The 21,949-nt window shown below is 38.7% G+C and carries 18 protein-coding genes; 2 read left to right on the forward strand and 16 right to left on the reverse strand.

Annotation, left to right across the window (positions count from 1 at the left end; genetic code table 11):
* Window positions 1-112 precede the first annotated feature (112 nt).
* The 16 genes from secG to IGI78_RS12140 all read right to left on the reverse strand — a co-directional run bounded on the left by secG (window position 113) and on the right by IGI78_RS12140 (window position 18,710).
* Window positions 113-349: a preprotein translocase subunit SecG gene (gene secG / locus IGI78_RS12065; RefSeq protein ID WP_005228700.1), complete on the reverse strand. Its 237-nt coding sequence runs from the start codon at window positions 347-349 to the stop codon at window positions 113-115.
* A gap of 154 nt (window positions 350-503) precedes the next feature.
* Window positions 504-776, reverse strand: a complete 273-nt coding sequence (locus tag IGI78_RS12070) for a GNAT family N-acetyltransferase (RefSeq protein ID WP_015510184.1) — start codon at window positions 774-776, stop codon at window positions 504-506.
* Between the two features lie 17 nt (window positions 777-793).
* Entirely contained in the window at window positions 794-1,750 is a 957-nt protein-coding gene (locus IGI78_RS12075) for an alpha/beta hydrolase (protein WP_195264642.1), read from the reverse strand.
* Window positions 1,751-1,894: 144 nt separating this feature from the next.
* The gene (locus tag IGI78_RS12080) at window positions 1,895-5,782 is read right to left on the reverse strand and encodes a Cna B-type domain-containing protein (protein ID WP_430618042.1); all 3,888 of its coding nucleotides are present in this window, start codon (window positions 5,780-5,782) and stop codon (window positions 1,895-1,897) included.
* 660 nt (window positions 5,783-6,442) lie between these two features.
* Window positions 6,443-7,780: a hypothetical protein gene (locus IGI78_RS12085; RefSeq protein WP_349702217.1), complete on the reverse strand. Its 1,338-nt coding sequence runs from the start codon at window positions 7,778-7,780 to the stop codon at window positions 6,443-6,445.
* Window positions 7,781-7,851: 71 nt separating this feature from the next.
* Window positions 7,852-8,235 (reverse strand): hypothetical protein, encoded by a 384-nt coding sequence (locus IGI78_RS12090; RefSeq protein WP_140966013.1) that lies wholly within the window; start codon window positions 8,233-8,235, stop codon window positions 7,852-7,854.
* Window positions 8,232-9,248 carry a sugar transferase gene (locus tag IGI78_RS12095; protein WP_195264636.1) on the reverse strand — a complete coding sequence of 339 codons (1,017 nt, stop codon included), beginning with the start codon at window positions 9,246-9,248 and terminating at the stop codon, window positions 8,232-8,234. The genes IGI78_RS12090 and IGI78_RS12095 overlap by 4 nt, the downstream gene beginning before the upstream one ends.
* A complete protein-coding gene (locus IGI78_RS12100; protein WP_140966011.1) occupies window positions 9,245-10,231 on the reverse strand; it encodes a helix-turn-helix domain-containing protein in 987 nt (328 codons plus the stop codon). Before IGI78_RS12100 ends, IGI78_RS12095 begins: the two co-directional genes overlap by 4 nt.
* A 45-nt stretch (window positions 10,232-10,276) precedes the next feature.
* Window positions 10,277-10,468 carry a hypothetical protein gene (locus tag IGI78_RS12105; protein ID WP_077452924.1) on the reverse strand — a complete coding sequence of 64 codons (192 nt, stop codon included), beginning with the start codon at window positions 10,466-10,468 and terminating at the stop codon, window positions 10,277-10,279.
* Window positions 10,469-10,516: 48 nt separating this feature from the next.
* Window positions 10,517-11,074, reverse strand: coding sequence for a hypothetical protein (locus IGI78_RS12110; RefSeq protein ID WP_195264634.1), 558 nt, complete (start codon window positions 11,072-11,074; stop codon window positions 10,517-10,519).
* Between the two features lie 7 nt (window positions 11,075-11,081).
* Window positions 11,082-11,930: a hypothetical protein gene (locus tag IGI78_RS12115; protein WP_140966009.1), complete on the reverse strand. Its 849-nt coding sequence runs from the start codon at window positions 11,928-11,930 to the stop codon at window positions 11,082-11,084.
* Window positions 11,920-13,359 carry a glycosyltransferase gene (locus IGI78_RS12120; protein ID WP_194195761.1) on the reverse strand — a complete coding sequence of 480 codons (1,440 nt, stop codon included), beginning with the start codon at window positions 13,357-13,359 and terminating at the stop codon, window positions 11,920-11,922. Before IGI78_RS12120 ends, IGI78_RS12115 begins: the two co-directional genes overlap by 11 nt.
* A gap of 16 nt (window positions 13,360-13,375) precedes the next feature.
* On the reverse strand, window positions 13,376-14,281 hold the full coding sequence (asp3, locus tag IGI78_RS12125) for an accessory Sec system protein Asp3 (protein ID WP_430618043.1): 906 nt from the start codon (window positions 14,279-14,281) through the stop codon (window positions 13,376-13,378).
* A gap of 15 nt (window positions 14,282-14,296) precedes the next feature.
* The gene (gene asp2, locus IGI78_RS12130) at window positions 14,297-15,883 is read right to left on the reverse strand and encodes an accessory Sec system protein Asp2 (RefSeq protein WP_194195762.1); all 1,587 of its coding nucleotides are present in this window, start codon (window positions 15,881-15,883) and stop codon (window positions 14,297-14,299) included.
* Entirely contained in the window at window positions 15,870-17,471 is a 1,602-nt protein-coding gene (asp1, locus tag IGI78_RS12135) for an accessory Sec system protein Asp1 (protein ID WP_228079119.1), read from the reverse strand. Before asp1 ends, asp2 begins: the two co-directional genes overlap by 14 nt.
* A gap of 21 nt (window positions 17,472-17,492) precedes the next feature.
* Window positions 17,493-18,710 (reverse strand): accessory Sec system protein translocase subunit SecY2, encoded by a 1,218-nt coding sequence (locus IGI78_RS12140; protein WP_194195764.1) that lies wholly within the window; start codon window positions 18,708-18,710, stop codon window positions 17,493-17,495.
* A 129-nt stretch (window positions 18,711-18,839) separates the two neighbouring features.
* On the opposite strand from IGI78_RS12140, the gene IGI78_RS12145 reads away from it, so the two are divergent.
* Window positions 18,840-19,424 (forward strand): hypothetical protein, encoded by a 585-nt coding sequence (locus tag IGI78_RS12145; protein ID WP_229045482.1) that lies wholly within the window; start codon window positions 18,840-18,842, stop codon window positions 19,422-19,424.
* A 41-nt stretch (window positions 19,425-19,465) separates the two neighbouring features.
* Complete coding sequence (secA2, locus tag IGI78_RS12150) at window positions 19,466-21,835, forward strand: accessory Sec system translocase SecA2 (protein ID WP_194195766.1); 2,370 nt, start codon at window positions 19,466-19,468, stop codon at window positions 21,833-21,835.
* The last annotated feature ends 114 nt before the right edge of the window (window positions 21,836-21,949 follow it).

Consider the following 21,949-nt stretch of genomic DNA (forward strand, 5'->3'; position numbering starts at 1 on the left):
CCTCACGTCCAATTCTACCATAGTTAGCAAGAATACTTCGACAAATGCGATCAAAATCTTCCCGTTAAAAAGAAAAAAACCTCTCTTTACGAGAGGTTCGCTAACAAAGTGATTAGTTTGATGAAAGAAAAGCCAAAATAAAGAGCAAGACCATCCAAACAAAACCTAAAATGGCCGTTGAACGCTGCATCACCGCTTCAAATCCACGGGCTTTTTGCTTACCAAACAATTGATCTGCACCGCCAGTAAAGGCACTAGCTGCACTATTTTGCTTGCTAGGCTGCATCATGATCGTAATGACCATTAAAATCGAAATAACGATCACAGCAGTTAATAAGATGTTATACACGTTAGCTCCTCCTTGTTTGCTAAAGTCGTCCTTTCCATTTTAGCATTTTCCGCTGGAAATTACTACTCTCTTTTTGTCATTGCCCGTTGCATGAGGGTTTAAAAAAGACTGTCCTTTCTGACAGCCTTTTTCTCATAGATCACTTTCGTTCAAATCAGCGAACCAGTACGTCATCGTATTCTGGTTTTTCTTTGAACTCTTTGACCGCAAAGGAGCAGACAGGCATAATTTTTTTCTCTTCCCGTCTTGCTTTTTCAACAACCGCTTTGAGTAATTTTTGCGCCAATTGCTGGCCGCGATAATCAGGGTTGACGAAGGTGTGGTCTACTTCTAGCACATCATCTGGCGTTTCTTGCCATGTGATTTCTCCCACCTCTTTTTCTCCATCATACAAAGCAAAACGTTTATTTTCTTCTTTGATTTCCATTGCTTTCTTCCTTTCTATCAGACGATGTCTGTATTTTGTTTGATATTCTCAATGAATTGCAAAACGGTTGGCCAATATTCTGGAGCATCTTTCACTGCCTGTAAATGTCCCATATTCGCAAAGAGGACTTTTTGTTTCGGTCCAGCCGTTGCTTCCATTAAGGTATTGATCTCTTTTTCCGAAAGAAACGAATCTTTTTCTCCTTGTAAAAACAGCACAGGTAAATGGTTGCTGCCGACTTGTCGGGTCACCGAGATCTGCAAGAAGGGATAACCGACTAATTGTTTGCTATAGCGATTCGCTAAGCGCAAAAAGCGTTTGATCGGTAACCGAGAAAATTGCGGCAAGCTTGATCGGATCGCACTGTAAACGGACGTATAGCTGCTGTCTGAGATCAACCCAGCCACTTGCACCGGCATGACTTCTCCACTAGCCAGCAGCAAGGTCGCAGCCCCCATTCCTAAACCATAGAGGAAGATTTGTGTTTGTGGGTCTTTTTCCAAAATCTTATCGATCCACAAAAGCAGATCCATCCGATCTAGCCACCCTAAGCCGATCTCTTTGCCTTCACTGTGGCCATGTGCACGTAAATCAGGAACTAAAACATTGTAACCAGCAGACCAGAATTTCTCGGCTGCCTCTTGACAATCTGCTTGCCCATCACTGCGATACCCATGCAAGCAGATCACCCACGTTTTTGCACACTGATCAAAGACTTCCGCTGTTAGGATCAGATCATCGGCGGTCGTTACCGTACATTCCGAACCTTGTGCCCAAAAAGCCGAACTGCTTTTTGCGATCCGCTCTTTGTATGGAATCCCCAGTTTCTTTCTGCCTTCTTTTTCATACCATTCATTGTTACGCATAATAATTGCCGAAACAAAATAGCGTACGCCCTTTTTCATCACAGACGTGCGATATACATAGTACACCAAAAAAATAAAAATAAGCAGTAGTAGCAATAGCCAAACCATAGGATCCCCCCTTCATTTTAGTTTACCATTTACACCGGTTTTCAGCCAAAGTTTTGTCGCAAGTCTTAAATAAGTCCTATACTTTTTTAAGAAAAAATCTTTGTACTGACTTCTAGCGAAGGAGCAGTACAAAGATTTGTTTGGTTAACTATGTTTCTGTTTATAGAATAGGAAAGCAATCATGGTGAGTAAGATACCTCCAAAAACACTTAGTTCATAAGAGGATTCCTCGTTTGTCTTTGGCAAGCGTTTTTCATTATCTGTCTGTGATGACTCTGTCTGGTTCTTTTTGTCATCCAGCTTTTGCTCGGCGTTTCTGGCTATTTTTTTCGGTTTATCAGACTTGTCAGAAGGGGTTGGTACTTTGGGACCGCTAGGATCATTCGGTGTCTCAGGCGTTCTCGGCGTTTTTGGTTCGACATAAGTATTGATCAAATCATAGCCATGGACATCTGACCTGTATCCTTTGACAGCCACTTCTTGAATGCTATAGGTGTAAGCTTGACCTTTCGCATCATATTTTGGCAGATTGTCAAAACGATAGCTCCAGTCCCCTTGGTTATCTGCTTTTACAACTTGCTTGGCGATTTCTTTACCGTTTCGTACCAGCTTGACAGTAATGCTTTCTGGTCTTGTTTCGAATTTATTATCGTAGTCATTCCATGTCTTCGTTCCGGCTACTTCTGTCGTTTCAGTATTGTGGTACGTGTCGACTAGGTCATAGCCATTTACTTTAGTGGTGTATCCTGACACTTTTTCTTCTTGGATCGTGTACTTGTATGCTTGACCTTTTTCATCATACTTAGGCAGATTGTCAAAGCGATAGGTCCAGTTGCCTTGGTGATCTGCTTTTACGGTTTTTTTGTCAATCTCTTTACCGTTTTGCATTAAGTCGACAGTGATGCTTTCAGGGCGGGTATTGAACTTGTTGCTATAATCATCCCATGTCTTTGTTCCAGCTACGTCTGTCGTTTCGGTATTACGGTAGGTGTTGACTAGGTCATAGCCGTTGACTTTAGTGATGTATCCTGACACTTTTTCTTCCTGGATCGCGTAGGTGTAAGCTTTTCCTTCGGCATCATACTTAGGCAGATTGTCAAAGCGATAAGTCCAGTTGCCTTGGTGATCTGCTTTTACGATTTGATCGTCGATTTCCTTATCATTTCGCATCAGCTTGACAGTGATGCTTTCAGGGCGGGTATTGAACTTGTTGTCGTAGTCATCCCATGTCTTTGTTCCAGCTACGTCTGTCGTTTCGGTATTACGGTAGGTGTTAACTAAGTCATAGCCATTTACTTTGGTGGTGTATCCTGGAACATTTTCTTCTTGGATCGTGTAAGTATATGCTTTCCCCTCGGCATCATACTTAGGCAGATTGTCAAAGCGATAGGTCCAGTTGCCTTGGTGATCTGCTTTTACGATTTGATCGTCGATTTCCTTATCATTTCGCATCAGCTTGACAGTGATGCTTTCAGGGCGGGTGTTGAACTTGTTGTCATAGTCATCCCATGTCTTTGTTCCAGCTACGTCTGTCGTTTCGGTATTACGGTAGGTGTTGACTAGGTCATAGCCGTTGACTTTAGTGGTGTAACCTGACACTTTTTCTTCTTGGATCGCGTAAGTGTACTCTTTTCCTTCGGCATCATATTTAGGCAGATTGTCAAAGCGATAAGTCCAGTTGCCTTGGTGATCTGCTTTTACGATTTGATCGTCGATTTCCTTATCATTTCGCATCAGCTTGACAGTGATGCTTTCAGGGCGGGTATTGAACTTATTGTCATAGTCATTCCATGTCTTTGTTCCGGATACTTCTGTCGTTTCGGTGTTACGATAGGTGTTGACTAGATCATAGCCGTTTACTTTAGTAGTATACCCTTCAACAGGTGTTTCTTGGATTGTGTAATCATAAGTCTGACCAGATTCGTCAGTTGTCGGTAGGTCCGTAAATTCATAATGCCATTCCCCCTCTTTATTTGGGGTAACCGTTTTTGTTTGGAACACTTCACCGTTTTGCAATAATTGAACCGTAATACTTGCCGGACGGGTATTAAATTTGTTGTCATAATCGTCCCACGTTTTGGTCCCGCTGATTGTCGTTGTATCAAAAGAAAGCAATTGATTCATGGCAGCTAGTTTAATAGTCGGCACGATTGTTTCATTTGCTTGCAGATCCCAGCGATGGGTTTCTGCATTGACCAATACTGTATCCGCAATGATACTGCCGTCAACATTTTGATGGACATCGACTGTATCACCAACAGCCAAGATGGTTCCTTGGAAGGGACTATTAATCGAAATCGTTTGGCCCTCTGATTGGCCAACAAAATTCCATAAGATAACAGCATCATCAAACTCTTCTGTTTCATGGCTATTACGAGACGTACCATCCGTATATTCTAGTTTGATTTGCGACTTGATATTAACGGTACTTGCTCCTTCGGTATCCACATTGATGAGCACAGGAGACGTGCCTTTTGTCAGCCCTTTGATAGTAATCGGCGTATCTTTTTCTAATTCTGTTTTTGAAAGAGAAACAACTACCTTTTGGTCTTCTTTCGCAATTGGATCTTCTGAAAAGGAGATGGGTTTCGTATCAATCAGGTAGCCGTCTGGCGCCTCCGTTTCCACAAAGGAATACTCTCCCTCTGGAAGATCCGTTTCGATTACTTGTCCATCATCATTTGTGATCTCTTCATCAACCTCTTTATGTGTCTTTTTATTTTGAAGTTCGTAGACACCGTCATCAAGCGGCTTTCCTTTTTCATCCGTTAAGGTCAAAACAACCTCTTGAGTATCATTTTCAGCACTGGTAGTATCAATGACCCGCTGATTATTATCAGTGAACTCCTTGGTTACACCGGGTGTCTGCGGATAAGCTCCCAGTCTTTCTGACGTCGCCTGTAACGTTGAAAATACCTTTCCAAAATCTATATACGGTTCACTTACGGATGGATCTTGAAAAACTTCGGAAGTCTTCAAGTGATCCATTCTCTGACCATTTACAAAAACGGCAGGTTGCTGATTTTGATCTGCTAAATCTACTGTGACTGATGGGCCAAAAACAACTTTGTTTTTTCTACTATCCGTTCCTGACACAAAAGAAGAATTTGCAATCGTATTGACCTTTTGAATGTAATTGATTTCTGTTGCCAACGAACCATCCTGAATACTGGTTCCAAAATTGACATTTCCATTTAGTTCTCCCACTGCTAAGTTTCCATTCGTATGGGTATTTAGTGTCGCATGGTTAGCAAAAATATGAAAATATTGGGCTTCTCCCAGAAGGGCGTCATCAACTTCAGGAACATCATTTTTAAAAATGCCGCCATTTGAAAGTTGTGAAGCTGCTGGTGCACTTGCTTGGGTATCAGGTGTTGATTCTATTGCTGTTGATGCAGTATTTGACGCCGTTTGCTGTTGTGACTCGCTACTTGTTGTTACAATCTGTTTTTCAAAAGCCTCTGTTTGATCCTGATTATCAGAAAGTACGGCTTCGGTACTCGTTGCTTCTGTGGATTGATTTTCAGGTAGAACAACTGCTACATCGGTTGCGTTGATGAGGTCTTCTTTCACTTGACCCTTTTCTTCATCTGTTTGAAGAAACGCTGATTTGATTGTCAATGTTTGAAGACTTTTAGTTTGAAACGTTAGCGTCATTTGACTAAAGGAACTGCTAGCAGTTTCTTCTATCAACTGCTGTCTTTGCGAATCATATGTAAAGTTCGTGCCGCTGCTTTGGATTGATTCCGGCAAAATCGTTTGTTCCCCTTCACTCAAGCTGAATGCCAGTTGATTAGCTGCTGCTTGTTGGTTTTTTTCAACTTGGATGCTCCAAGTGATCTCCCCTGTGGTAGGATCTGGTAATGAGGTCACTTGCGCTGTGCCTTTTTCGTTCTGAAATAGGACTGTTTTGGTGCTTCCCTCGGTGTTTGCATGAGCTGTAACGACTGGTAACAATGGCGTCCCATACGACATGACAAGCAAGGATAACATGAAAATTGGGTAAGCTATTTTTTTCACATAAGTAAGCATTTTTCTTCCTCCAAACAACAAATTTTACTCAGGTGATTATCCTAATCGGAAAAAAGACAAAATGCAAAATACCTCAAAGTTTGTTTATGTGAAAAAAATGAAAGCAAGAATCATAAAATGATTCTTGCTCTCAGGAGAACTTGTGAAAATGAAATAGAATTTCTTTAGTTTTAAAAAAGAGCAGAACAATTTCTTCATGACAAATACTCAAAATCAAGAAAGAATCTTTTGTTTGTGATAAAAGTTCTTTCATTTAAAACTCTTGAGCAACAGCAGTGATTAGCAACTCGTTAAAATTTCACTAGTCAAAAAATAATAATTGTAAATAAAAAATGAAAATTTTCATAAACAATCATATTATTTTCATTTTCGATTACAAAAATTTTAGCAGATTCTTTAAAATCTTACTGTTATTTTCTCTCTATTTATAAGTTCTCTTAATTTTTACTGTACAAAGAAACGTCTTTATCATTTTTGGGACTGATTACTCAGAATTGATTCTTCAGTCCCAAATTTGATTTTGCCTAACACATCAATCTCAATGAGAGAAAGATTTTATTGCGCAGTCTGATATTCTGATATTGTAAAAAAGCTGTCCATTTGGAAAAAGGAATGGATATCGTTGTTTGCAGAAGATTCACTTTTTCTTTACCAAATTGACTACTCTTTATCGTTGTTGATCAAGAAGTCGAGCAATTCAGACTGTTCCGCAAAAATTGCTTCTACTGATAAGCTTCTATTATGACTCTTTTGCTTGGTAGCTTCTGGCAACTCAGCATCAATTTGGTTAGTTGCTGATTCGATGGCCTTCTCGACTGGTAAAGGTTCTGCATTCACTTTCGTCTCTAAACCGTCTGGCTTCATTGGAAATGGACTGTTATCTTCAAAGTGATCCGTCGAAGCATTCAGTTGACTTTTCCAGAACAACTCCCCAAAGAGATACACACCAAGAGCATTTTTATTGTTAAATACTTTACAAGATAGCCCCATCTTGATGAGTGTCTGATTTACTGTGTTTTCGTTGATCGCTGCTGAAGGAATATCTCTGACTAGAATTGTATCAGCATATTGAATATCTTGATCACTATTTACATACTCAATCAATTGATCTGTCAAAGCAGTCGTCTCTTTACTAACGATTTCAGTTAAATCTATTGTCTGACGTCCATTGATCGTCACAATAAATGGATTGTTTTTCTTAGCTGTGACAAGCATATCGTAGACGACGCCATGATCCAGCTCAAAGATTGGTGCCGGATGATTCCCCTCATTTTCTTGATAAGCTTGTACCACGTTGCCTGCCAATTCATACAAGCCGTCTGCGACTTTTGAACTTTTGATTAGTTCTCCATTTTCGTAGCTGTCACAAGTGAGAGAATGATCATTGATTTCAATGACATAGGTCAACCCAGCAAGGATTTCTTCCACGCCTAACATCAAATGAATATCATTTCGTTTGCTTTCAAAAACTGTGGCTAGAGATTTTGGAATTAGCTTTACTCGCTCGATACGAATCCGATAGTGAGTGCCATCAACAACGGTCTCGAATTCATCCGCCAGTTGTCTCTCAATGTCAGCAAGCCGGTCAAAACTTTCTGTTGCTACTCCAATGCATAATGAACAGCTAAAGCAATCCTCTGCAATTTCGGTAAAAAGTGAGGGGCTTTTCTCTACTAAATAAGAGAGTATCGTTTTGATATATGTCTTAAATTTTTGATCTCCGAGAGTTATCAACGGATTCCCAAATGTTTGGTAGGCTTCCGATCGTCGACTATACAACCTGTCGAGTCCCCAAGTAATTTCTTTCTCGCTGCCCTCGAGAAGAATTCGTTTCCCTATTTTGTTTTTTAGGTAGATCGGTTCATTATTTTTTCCTAAAAGATATTGTAGATTATTTTTTTTGACTTCTGAGTAAACAGAACTTCTGACATCTTGATAACCGTAGCCAACAACGCCTACTCGAAATTCATCAATGTCTAACGCAATGATTTTGTTCACACTAATCCCCCTAACTTCCCTATTGATCATGACTTACAGCTTTCCATACCATCCTATTGACGCTTCATTCTCTATTCTCCTGTCACTTCTTGGATAAAGAATGCATTGGACAGTTCCTGAATTCTCTCCCTTTGCTCATTGACTTCTGCTTCTAAAAACAACAAATCGCTGAAAATAGCTTTTGTATTACGGATATGCCGTAGAAGTTCATTAGTTTTGACCAGCTGTATGTCAATTTTTTGACATAGCTCTCTCAACTCATCTTGGCTATTCTTTAAGACAAAAAGATCGCGATACCCAATGACTGACTGTTTTTTTTCTAAAATCATCTGTTGTAACTGTGCAATTTTCCTATCTCGTTGTTCGATCGCTTGTTTCAAATCGGCCAGCATCTGGTCTAGCTCGCTGATTTGAACGATTGCGGATAACTTCTTTGTACTCATCGATTGTTTCATGCTTGACTTGCTCCTTTGCTTAGGAGTATTTTCACTTCTGAATCCATCAGTGCCGTTCTAGTAAATATTCCTGATTGCAGTAAACAACTAAATGAAAGAACATTATTTTTTATCCGCAGCAGCTCTTCATCTGTTAACTCACTTAATTGATGATCAATGTCTTCAATCGCGTTGATAGTAATGCCAAGTTCCAGTTTCTGTACCATCTCTGCTATAGCTGCTTCTTTCCATACAATGACAGGGATTCCCAACGAGAGATACAACGAGATTTTGTGCGGGGCATTATACTTCGTATATTGTTGGTAGTCACCACCATCAGGCAACTTATCATCCCACGCAAGTCCGAAACTACTTTTCTCCATCCTACGAACCAGTTCTTCTTGCTCAAAAACACCACAATAATGAACATTTGGACCAAATTGACTGTCGTTTTTATCGCCGTATACAAGTATTTCCGTGTGATTGGGCCACTTCTGTAGAAAACGGGTTTTTGCCAAATTTCCTGCAAAGACAACACGTTTTTCTGGTCTTTCATGACTGACACTAACTCCCTGGTGCTGATAGTCGAAAAATGGTTTTTGGACCATTTTCCGTGTCACGCCTCTTTCGACTAGTGCTACCTGCATAGCTTGGCTATGAACGATTAATAATGTAGCTTCATTGAAAAGAGCAGATTCATCAAAATCGACTTTTCCACGCAACATCTCGGCATCATGGATAAATAAGATCGTGTAAATCCCTCTTTGTTTCATTCTTTGTAAAAACATCCGGTCAAAATGGGCTCCGTTATAACTTGGATATTGATAGACCACGATATCTTCATAAGCGACACCAGCTGTAATGCCATCAATCCTTGACATAAGTGCATAATCATCTTCATTCTCATCGATATAACGATAAATATATAAAGGCTGATAATCCATCCCATTGGCAATGTGATAAACATCTACTTTCGCTTTTTTGACTGAATCTGCTGCATTCGATTCAATGATCGTCGTCACCCACCGATTCACGCTTGCCCCATCTCCTTTTCCATCATTGCCCGCACAAACATCACTTCATCTTTTGGTAAGCACCATTCTGCCCCCTTCAAATTTTTAGAAAACAGTTGTACAGCTGGATCTTCTTGGGCAGTATTCCTTGTAAGCAGCAGATATTTGACTAGTTTTAGAACTGTCTGATTATAGACATCAATATGCCAATGCTCTTCCATTAAACGACTTGCATGTTGAAGTAATTGAACCGCATCATCACATCGTTGGATGTCTACCAAGCATTCTGATAAATCTAGTACGGCGCCTACCAAGACTGGCCGCAGCTCCGTAAAATCAGTCGAATTTATTTTCTTTAAAATGCAGCTCTCTAACAAAAAAATTTGTTTTTCTAAAGATGAAGCGTGCAAGCCATAGCGCTGTTTGATGCGTAATGTAGCTAAATATAAAAGGCTGTCAAATAATGTATAAAAATCAGTTCCCAGAAAAAATGTTTCAAGCATTTCTAAACTTGCATCCGGGACTTTCTGGTTCATACAACCAAATACGAGGTCAGAATAGGCTAACATAAGTTTAAACATCGTATTATCCTCAGTAGAGGAGCGAAATTTTTCTAACTCTTTTCTGACTTTCATAAAGGTAACAAACATGTCCTCTTTCGTTGATAAAGAGCTATAAATCAATACACTTAATAGATGAAGTTGTTCATCTGTTGACATTGCAAACATGTCTAACAATTCGGTATCAGATATGCTCAACATTTTCTTGATGCCAACAACCAATTCGAAGGGCAAGTCGATCTCATATTGTACCCATCTATAGTACCGTGAGCGAGATAACCCAATCTTTCTTTCAAAAGATTTCACAGATAGTCCTTTACATTTGCGTATCTCTTCTAATTTCTCGCGATCAATATTGACAGCAACGACTGATGTATCAGGTATCTTTAAGTCTGGGTTGATCGTGCTAATTAATCGACAAACGCTTAGTAATCTAGTTTCCATATTTTTCAAATCCTTTTTTCTAAAATGCAGGACCTATTTTTATTCTTACTTCTGTAATGCTTCCAATAAAGAATAAACCAACGATCCAAGGATCACGATCGACATAACTAAGGAAAGCACGATGGTGATCGCTTTGCCCTTTTTCTTTTCTTCTGAGTGATTTCTTACGTTTTCTCGTTCTTCTTGAAATCCCGCTTGAATCGTTTTTTCTAGCTGATTATTCGCCAACGATATCACCTCTTCCAGTTTATTTTCGGCAAACACCTATGAAGAAAACTGGTTTATCTATTGGTTCTGATCGACTGCCAGTTGTAGTGACTCACTCACTTCTGAAACATTTTCTACTGGTTCATTTTCGTTTGTAGCCATCTCATTCACTACCTCTGCTACTTCCACTGCTCGAAGCTCATCAATCAGCTCTTGACTCAATTGATTCACATCGTTATCTTGTCTTTCGACGGTTGAGGTTAACCGATCAATGATCTGCTCGGTTTCATTCAAAAAATAGGTTCGAAGCATTTGCTTTTCAACCTCATAAGCAGAAAAGAGCTTCTCATAAATCATTTGTAATTTATTTTGCTCCTCCTGCTGCTGCTCAAAAGATGCATTGAATTGTTTTTTTAACGTTTGGATCACATTTAGATCGATGTCGTTTTCTGGCTGATTCATCATTGCTTTCATTTCTTGATTGATTTGAATCAACTGATCAATCAATTCGTTTCGATGAGCAAAAAGTTTCTTTGCTTCCTCTTGTTCCTTCTCAAAAGTGAGCATGGACCCACTGTTCTCTTTTATTAACAACTTAATTTGCTCATACAATTCAGTGGCTTTCATTTTTTTCATTTTGTCTTCATCCTTTCAACACAACTTTGTCCATGCATACATTTTTGTTTGCCAACAACTGATAATTCTTTTGATCGACTTCTACCTTATGAATATAAGGAATGCGGTCATCTAAAATACTCATTAAGTTCCCTTTGATATTCCCTTTGCCATCAAGCGGCGATTCTTCCAGATAAAGTGTATTTATTGAGTTGGTTTTTGCTAGAGAAAATAATTCTAATCCCATGTACGAAATGCCAACTGTATCATTTTCTGTTAACTGGAAAGCTAACTGATCCCGAATGAAATCAAGTGTTGTGTTAAATTTTTGAGTTACCTTGAATGTTTCTGTATCACGAGTCGTGACCAAATTGATGGTTCCTTGATAAAAGTAGTAATTCAAGATGCTCTGTTGCTGATCATTGAAAAAAGCAATCTCTTGGACCTGGTCATTGCAGTAATAAATAATTGAGAACAATTTCCCATCTGCGGCATATTCTTCAATGAAATCTGTCGTGCCATCAGGATAAAAGTATCGAACTTCTTTCACATGTCTTCTAGTCATTGGATACAAGCTCACTTTACCTACTTCATCTCCATCAGTGATCAACGAAATGGTCCGATCCTCGTTCATATAAACTTCTGTACAATATGCTGTTGGTACTTGGTTAAAAAACAGAAAGGCTTCTGGATCGTGACTGCGCTGTGTCACTTGATCTAAAATATTGATTCCCTGCAATGCTTCTTTTTGGAGCATTGCTTGGAAATTTGGACTCGGTGAGATGGACAACACCTGACTTCCTTCTTTGATTCGTGATTTTTGTGCCATCCAAATTCGGTCATTTGGTCGGATCACGGTGACTAATTCATAATGCATCGATCAACTCACTCCATTTCTCTGCAATTATCGCGTCTTGAAACATTCGGACAGACTTGCGGGTATTGGCTTTAAGTTGGTTTAAATCAGAAGCAGTCAACTGACGAATGCCATCTGTTAGTTGCTGAATAGTATAGGCTTCATCAGTTCTAGAAAAATCTTTCAAATAACCATTGACTCCTTCTTTGATCAACTCCATGGCCCCAAAACGAGCCTTGAAGGTTACAATTGGCAATCCTGCATTTAAAGCTTCAATATAAGTCAATCCGAAACCTTCTGAAAAAGAACCAGAGATAAATGCATCATAATCAGGATATACTTCATTGATTGCATGAGAATGCCCTTTTAACCGAATGTACTCTTCTGCATTCAACTCCTTGATCACTGCTTTTAACTTGCCTTCTTCTCCCCCTTGACCATAGATGTCTAAAGAGATCGTTGGATATTCTTTTTTTGCTGCAGCAATTGCCCGCATCACAAGATCAATGTGCTTTTCAGATGCCAGACGAGAGACCGTCACAAACTTCTCTGCCTGTTGTTTGCCTATTTCAAATGAGTCTTCTGTCATATCACGAATCCCTCCCACCGGGATCGTGACAACTTTTTGAGACTCGTTTGGAAAGTCGATCAACAAATCTTGCCTTTGCAATTCTGTCGCAACAACGATATGAGTGACTTGTTCCAAATGTGTCAAAGCAAATTCATAGTAATTGTTCCAAAGAGGTGCGCTAGCTACGTCACGATCAGATAAATGATCGGCATGAACAATCTCAATCAATTTGATTTCCGGAGGACAATGATCATACAAAGCAGCCTCGCTTTCCTCTCCCCGATCAATGATGATACTTTTGGTTTCTGGGAATTCTTCTATCAGTTGTTTAAAGAAAAATCGCTGCAATAAGACCTCATTTCTAAAGAAACGATGTTTGCCTTTGAAAGCAAACAAATGAATATTCGTCATTACTCTTCCTCGATGCGGATCATTTTGGTAACTGTACATGATTTTTCTTTGATTCGTTCGATAGTCAAAGATCTCTACCCGATAATCCGAAACTAGCAGTAAGCCTTCTTTTTTTCGACTAGGAGATTTTTCCATATGCTCTACGATTTTTAATCCTGAGGATGTGATAGTTTCTTTGACTCTATGTGTGTTCGTAGCATCTACTAAGAGATCTTGTTGTGCAGTAAAAACTGCTTTAGCCCCTTTCCTTAAATAATCACCTTCTAGTGCAAAATACTCCCACATGGAGATGACTTTATCATCTGGTATTTTCCAAGCTGCCATGGCTTCATGGAGATTCTTCACTAATTCCATAAAAATATACTTATAGGGAATTTTTTTTCTATCAAAACAAGCAGCACGATAGAACTGTGCATGTTCCACACCAGAATTGCCAATCCCAATTGCTTTATTTACAAAAAAATTCATGATGTCCCCCTCTTTATTAGGTTGATTTCTTCCTGTTTTCTTTTACATTCTCTAAAACTTTTAGTGCCCTTTGATTAAGTGCGATCTTTTTTTGCAAACGATCCATAAGCTCGGGTGCTTCAGTTTCTTCATTTGGCTTTGCAAATAATAAAGCTAATACAGAAAAATCTTCGTGGCAACAAGATTCCAGCAGAGAAAAATTTTGTCCCATTTTAAGGTTGATTTTTTCAGGACTGTCGCTTCGCTGGTAGATTTCTTCAAGCAATGCCTCCAAGTACGATGATGCAGCCTTAATATCCGGTTCAACAAACAATCCTGCTTCAAAATCTGAAAGTGCATATTCTTTGACATAGCTGTTCTGTTTTTCAAATACGACCGATAATGCAGCATGTTTCTCAACCAGCGGTGTAACCGCAACAACGCTGGTAGCTATGTTTGAGCCTTCGTTTGCTCCAGTGTCTGCATTTATAGGAACCACTTCAAATGCTTGATTCTCCTTAGTGGATAAAACCAATTCCTTAAAAAGAATCTCTTGATGCTTTTTGTTTACCATATGAATCTGGTAATCAGTGGCACCTTTGGGAAAGAGAAAACATTCCTGGTTTGTTTCGAAGACTAGTTTTTCAAGAAAAAACCCATCTTTATCAAAAAATTCCATCAATAGCTGTACTGCTTCCTCACGATCGAATTCAGCATGAAGTGTTAACTCGTACTTGTGTCCCGGCAGTAACATAGGCAGCATTGGTGATTTCCGACTAATATGAAATTCTGTTTTCGAATACCAAGATTTAATACTGACGCCGGGAGGCATCAAAGGAGAAGAATAAGAGACCTCCCCAGAGGGCAAATAAGCTATTTTTGCGCCATAATTATAATTGTCATTAAAGTCGATCCCCCACTTGATACGATATAAACTATTCATCGACTCCCTCATTCCCTATAATATTTTCTTGATATCACGGTGAAATGTATGCACAAGAATATTTTTGTATTGTTTCAAAAACCAACTATTGATGGCGGGACTATTATCGTTATGTCGGCCGATCATGCCTTTATACAGAACACGAGTCATGGGGAAATTATTTTTTAAAAAATCAAACAACATTGGAAATGCCTCCATGTCGTAATCGTCTTGTTTCATATAGGCGATAGCAAATGTCGTCTCACGATAATCGCCACTTTTAAATTTGCTCCAGAACCGTTCATTCAATTGACTGCTCGCTTCTTTTGAAACAACCCCAATATTGTAAAGCAGCATATCCAATGAGGTTGGAAATCCAGTTGGTCGATTGATGCGTTCATTTAGAGCAATGGAACCAAGATTCGTCAACGGTTTTCCCACGATGACACTGTTTGGGCTTAAATCGCTAGCAAAATATAGCGCGCCAAACGTTCCCATCGACAATCCGGATAAAATGAGATCTGACTTTTCAAAACCTAGCAGTGCTAGTTTTCCTAAGATGATCGCTACGATTTCTTGTTCGAATTTCTGGCTGCCTAGATAGAAATTTCCACCTTCTAAACGAGGATCACCAATCAGCAGAAAAGGACAGCCCATACTTCCCATCATCCCACGGCCTTCAAAACCTTCAGCTGAACGATAGCCAGAAAAATAAACCGCTAATGGAGGTTTTAAATCTCCCGGGTTAAAGTAATAGATCACTTCTCCCCCCAGATTCTCTTCATCTCGAATCCGACCACCTCCTGGAATCATGACACTTTCATCCGCCATTGCTCTACGCAGGTGCATCTGCCCGATCGTAAATTGCCCTCGATTTCCTTTGGCATACAATGAAACATTGATGTATGAATTTTGATCTAATTTGAAGTAAATCGGTTCCCCATTTATGATTTGATCGTGAAGAATCTCAATCACTTGGATGACTTGATTCGTGTTTTCTCTAATAAAAAAGAGTTTGATCTTCACAATCGCTTCTCCTTCGATATTTGCGATTTCCGGATAAAAGCAGGTGCGTTCATTTTTAGGAATCAGGTTAGTCATTTTCCAAGTAGTTATTTGCTGATAGTCTGATGTCAATTGCGCCTTTACCTGACAGGCTGCATGTCCTTCTTTAGCGATCTGCAACGAAACATCTTTATTAAATTTCATGTGATCCATAGACAGCTTATATCCTTGTTGCTTTGCTGAAAATTGCTCATTGATCATACGAAAAACATTTTCTAGCTGCTTTTTATCAAAGCGATTCGCTGCTTTTAATGTGAAAAGCGCTTGAATTTCTGGAGATAGTCGATCATTTTCTTCGTAAAATATTTGGTAGGCAGGCAATTGTTTTAAAAATTCAAAATTTTCAAGAATTGCGGCATTTTCCTCTAGAAGAAAAATTGCCCGATGATATTTGCTATTATATTTGTCTTTCTTAAACAGCTGCAGCTCCTGCTCATCTTTGCTGAAATCATAGGCTAATGGAAGCCACTGATAGGCAAACAAAGGAGAGAGCCGTTTTTGCCACTCGGAAGAAACAGCTGCAATATGAAATACCTGAATCTGTTTAGACGACACCATTTAGCAACTCCCTCCATTGTTTCATAATATTTTCCTCACTAAAATGCTCAATATAACTAATATTTTCCACTAATGCTTGGTTCCAATTATTTAAATCGTCCATGTAAAAAGCGATTGCTGCATCTAATTCTCTAATTTGACCAATGATTTGCCCATTCTTTTGGTCATCCACATAATCGGTTTTCTTCCTAACAAGCTGAGGAATCCCTGCACTAACAGCTAGTGCTTGTTTCTGGACATCAACTTCAGCAGACAAATCAATATACAACCGTGTCTCATTGAAATCCTGACGAATCGCGGTGAGATGAGAATCCAAACGAAAGTGAATCCTAAAATTGACATCAACTGCCTCTACTAGATTTCGCCAATTTTTGCTTTCTCGAATCTCTTCAATCGCCTCTTCATCCGTTTTAAATAACTTTTTTGCCTTTTTTGCTTCAAAATACTTTAATACCTTTTGATACTCCTCTGATTCACTATCGACACCGAAATGAGTATCAACCAGTTCTTTTTGTGCTTCTCGTAAAACGACTTCGCTTTGGAATGTCGTTGTTTCGATGATTAAGTCATAACGATCATTCTGAATAACTTTTTGCAGTAATAGATGATGGATTCTTCGAACGTCTTCGTTAAGCTCACCGGCGTTCCAATAAAGAACCAGCTGGGGAATGGAGTTGCTATTGCCTAGCTGAAAAGAAGTTGTGTAAATAGGTATGCGCTGTATCCGAGATAGGTCATTAATACCGGACTGTCTCATTAAAGAGAGAAGCGCTGTTTGATTACTAGTCGAATCAGTAATAATTTTATTTTCGCCTGCCCATAATTCTGCTTTTTCATCTGATGCACAAGTTGAAAGTCTGTGGGCATCAGAAACGATCTGGATCACTCTTTTTCGTTCCTCGTTCGTTTTGACCAATCTTAGACTCCGCTCATTTGTCAAACAAATTATTTGATCTTCTGACTCAAGGTTCAGTTGAGATTGATTCATCATCTCTAAAAGAAGTTCATCCATGCTTCGATACTGACTTTTCTTTAGCCCAATTCTTTGAGGACTTATCAGCTCAACGTGTGGATTTTCTCCAAAGTATTCCACACATTTTTCTATTCCTGATTCGTTATAATAAATCTTCTTTACTTGTTCCCCTTTGTCATTCTGAAACGATTTTGCAGAAATAAAACCCCGATCATCGAAAAAGAGAATATGTCGATAAGGTTCCGTCATTAAATACATCTGTTCTGCAAAACCAAATGTATTGAACCGAATTTCACCAAATGGTTGATTTTCCTTAATCAGTGTGATCCCAAAAGGTGTATAGACCTTCTCCACATTCTCAGCAAGAGGCAAGTCATCGACATCTAAGGGAAATCCATTGGTTTTTTGAATGTCTTGCAAGCAATCATAAAGTGAAGTCATTTGCGCTGCTTCTAATTCATATGCATGCATCTGATAACGTAAAAACGGCATATGCTCCAATAACAATAAGTGATACGGTTCTCGATTGTTCTTGAAAAGCTGAATGATATTCATCATGTAATCACTTTCTAAATTGCCGCTACTACTCGTCCAATCAGGAATAAAATAGTTCAAAGAATTGCCTCCTAACATCCTCTAAAAAATCCGGTAAGTATGTCTGGAAAAGAGGAACCGTATTTCATTTGTGATAGTTTCTAAAATAATGATCAACATAAAAATGCTTCCGAAATAAAAAGCTAAGTTGGAAATAATTTGATTTTGCAATCCAATCAATAAAGGAATCATTGAAATGATCACAAGGTAACTGTTGCCAAGCAATGCAACGGTCGACAAGCGTTTCCATATATATTGCTCTGTCTGTTTACCAGGAGCAACATTTAAGATATAATCTCCTGTCTCTTTTAGATTTTTCGCTATATCGTATGGTCGAACATTTATAAAACTAAATCCGTAACCTAAAACATAGAGAATCAGACCATAAGTGAAAACACCCCGCACATTATTAAATGAAAAGTAAGTCGTAATAAAATTCGAAAAGCCTGTGTCCCCCCACTTTTCGTTCAATAGTAAAAGCTGCGGCATTGAAAAGACGGTTACTGCAAACATAAAAGGCATTGCCCCGGCAGGTAAAAGTCGAATAGGAATATACGAATTGTTAAAGCGACTGTCGATACCTGTCCGCTCAATATCGATACGGTACTCTGCACTGTAAAGAAACAGTGTGAGATAAATAAAAACCAAGGTCAACATAACTAACCCGATAAGAAAGTTTTGACTCAAATGAACAGATTCTGTTTGTCCCGAAATTAACATAGCTGGGATATTCATCAGTAAACCTGGAACAATAAACAGACTTTGACCTCCGATTCCTTTATCAATGTTGATATCAGCTAGCCATGCAACGAACAATCCCCCGGCAGACAATACAAGAACTGCTCCTAAAAACAACAGGACAATAGAACCTCCAATAGCTTTTTGATCAATCATCGAGGAACGAAATTTTAAGACTAGTGCGCAACTTTGAAGGATAGCAAATAAAAGAGTCAAACAGCGTTGAATATAACCAATTCGTTTGGTGGAAAGATTTCCGATACTTTCTGTATCAATCATGCTGATTGTCGTCCAGATGATCAGAGCGGTCATGTACGGGCCCATTCCTAAAGAAAAAAGCGTCGGAACAGTGAAATTCCCACCGGTTGATGTCGCTAAAAACTTCAAAATCAAACTTGTTGATTCTTCTGGTATCTGTTCTGAAACAAAAAATGGAACCTGGATATGCTTTCCTATCTCAACGACGAACAAAAGAAAAAAGCTCGCTACTATTCTTTGAATGAGTTCTTTTTGATTCTTCATTTTTATCTCCAATTTTCTTACTTTTTTTTAATCTACAATGTTTAATAAAATATTATCAGTTTTAAATTTGCCTTTTGTACTTGTTTTTTGTTGAAATGAAAAAAAAAAAGGAAAAGGTGATGTTGGTCATTGTGGTATTATCGATTTAAATTCAAATTAGAAAGTAGCTATTCATTTTTTGATGATCATCTGAAAAACACGTGGATTGAAAAAACGGAAGAATTTCTTAAAAACATCTCCCATAAAGAAGGATTTTATATGAAGAAGCTAATTGAAGTCATAATACCTCTTGTTTTGCTGGTAGGAGGTATCTTTTTTTTGAAAGAAAACTTAACAAGCAACGAAACACCGACTACAGAATCTAGAGCCCCTGACGCTGAAACAACTCCTAAGTTAGAATTGAAAGCTGTCGTTTTGCGAACTGAAGACTCTCTGGAAGCAGGTGATCAAGATTCTATCTATCAAGGTGAATTTCCCTACTATAATATGGATACCACCAAAACCTATACGTTTTCGCTTCACTTCGTAACAAGTTCTGGTGAAGCGCTGCTTGATCAAAATAAGGAACCACTTATTGCATCAAGAGAAATGAAACTAGTTACTCAGAAGGGAAAAATCGTCTTTTTTTTAGAAGCCAATGATTTGATGAGGGAATATCTTTTGGAACTAGACGACGTCATGATTCGTGCTAAATTAGAAAGCATTGCTGATTAAGGCATAAGCAATATAAGTTTTTGAAAGGAGGATCAATAAAAATGAAAGATAAAAAGTTTCGCAAGTATATTCGGTTAGCGAGAAAAGTTCAAAGTCTCGCGGAAAACTATCGACATTTGTCAGATCAAGAATTGCAAATGCAAACCATTCATTTTCGACAACAACTCGAACAGGGCAAAAAACTAGAGAGTTTACTCCCGCAAGCCTATGCTGTAGTTGTCGAAGCAGACCGTCGTGTCCTAGGAATGGAGCCTTATTTTGTTCAAATTCTTGGTGCAATTGCTCTTTTTTACGGTAATGTTGCTGAAATGAAAACTGGAGAAGGAAAAACATTGACCGCAACCATGCCGATGTATTTACATGGCCTGGGAGGCAAAGGCAATTTTTTGATTACTTCTAATACGTATTTAGCTTTGCGAGATATTGAAGAAACAGGAAAAGTCTATCGTTTTCTAGGACTATCCGTAGCTGTAGGTGTTCCTGAACATGAAGATGAAGGAGAAGAAATCGATAAAGAGGTGGTCTATGCAGCAGACATTGTCTATACTACGCATAGCGCACTGGGCTTTGACTATTTGTTTGACAACTTGGCTGTTTCTCCAGACGAACAATACGTCACCCACTTCAATTATGTACTGATAGATGAAATCGATGCAATATTACTTGATATGGCGCAAACACCATTGATCATTTCAGGAGCACCCAAAGTTCAGTCGAACTTTTTTACGTTATCTGATTGGTTTGTGAAAAGCTTGATTGAAGGTAAAGACTTTATGAGAAGTGAAAACAAACGTCATGCTTGGTTTACAGAAGCAGGCATTCAAAAAGCTGAAGACTATTTAGGTGTTGAAACTATTCTTTCAGAAAAATGGAAAAATCTTTATCGTCATTTAGTCATTGCCTTACGGGCCAATTATCTCTTACACTTAAACAAAGACTATGTTGTGGAAGACAATGAGATTCTTTTACTTGATGAAGCAAATGGACGGAAATTGATTGGAACAAAACTACAAGCTGGCCTCCATCAAGCAATCGAAGCGAAAGAAGGTGTAGAAATCACCACAGAGAGCCGATCCATGGGCTCCATCACCTACCAAAATCTATTCCGAAAATTTAAAATTTTATCTGGAATGACTGGTACTGCCAAAACAGACGCCGACGAATTTCGAGAAACGTATGATATTGACGTAATCGAAATTCCGACAAATAAACCCATTCGCCGAAAAGATCATCAGGATCTGGTCTATGTGACCAATCAGTCGAAAATCATGGCTTCTTTAGAAGCAGTAAGAAATGCTTTGACGCAAGAACGCCCCGTATTGATTGAGACAGGATCAGTCTCAATGTCGACGTTATACTCCCTGATTCTCTTAAAGCATCGAATCCCTCATAATCTTTTAAACGCTACAACAGCGACCAAGGAATCCTGGATCATCTCAGAAGCTGGTAAAAAAGGTGCCGTAACTGTGGCTACTTCAATGGCTGGGCGTGGTACAGATATTAAACTTGAACAAGATGCGAGGGAAAATGGTGGCCTATTAGTAGTAGGAACTGAGCGGATGACCAGTGACCGAATTGACAATCAGCTTCGTGGACGCTCTGGACGTCAAGGAGATCCGGGTGACAGCATTTTTTATGTATCTATGGAAGACAAAATCGTGGTTGAAAGTGCACCCAAATGGGCCGCCGACGAACGAAAATTATTAACTGAACAAGAAGAATTATCCAATGATCTCACTCCTTTAAAAAAGAAAAAATACAATAAACTAATCAATCATTCTCAAAGCAATCGCAAAAATCAAGAAATTGCCGGACGTCAAACAACGCTTGAATTTGACTCAATCATTACCATTCAAAGAGACAAAATGTACAGCATGAGAAACAGAATTATGACAGGCACTCCGGTTGAATTAGAAAATATCATTAATCAATGCATAGAAGAAGCAATCAATCAGCTCATCACTAAAAAAGAGAACCTAAATAAACAAACGATCCTTGATTTTATCTTTAATAATTTGGACTATAATTTTGATGTTTTTGAAATCGAGAAACTAGATAAATTTAATAAGCGAACGGTCAAAAAATTTTTATTGGATCTGATTTCAGAGCGTTTGACTCACATTCATCAATTTATGCCAGATAGTTTCCAACAGCTGTTTTTCAAGCGAATCATTCTTTTAAAAGCCTTAGATACTCTTTGGATCGAACAATCAGACAACCTGCAACAATTGAAAACAGTCATCAATGGGCGAAACTGGGGACAACATCGTCCCATCTATGAATTTCAAGTAGAAGCACATCGTTCTTTTACTGAAATGCGTGAAGCCATTTATCTAGAAGCAGTCAGAAATTTATTATTATCCGAGTTGGTAAAAACAGAAGATGGTTCATTCGATGTTGAATTTCCATAACCAACCATAGCCAATAAAAAAGCATCACAGTTAGTTTGCCTAACTGTGATGCTTTTTTATTTAATAGAAGTACTTTTATCATTTTAGAAGAGCTAGGAAATTTATCCTAGCTCT

The sequence above is a fragment of the Enterococcus sp. DIV1767 genome (genome assembly GCF_050542585.1).
Lineage (GTDB): Bacteria > Bacillota > Bacilli > Lactobacillales > Enterococcaceae > Enterococcus_D > Enterococcus_D innesii.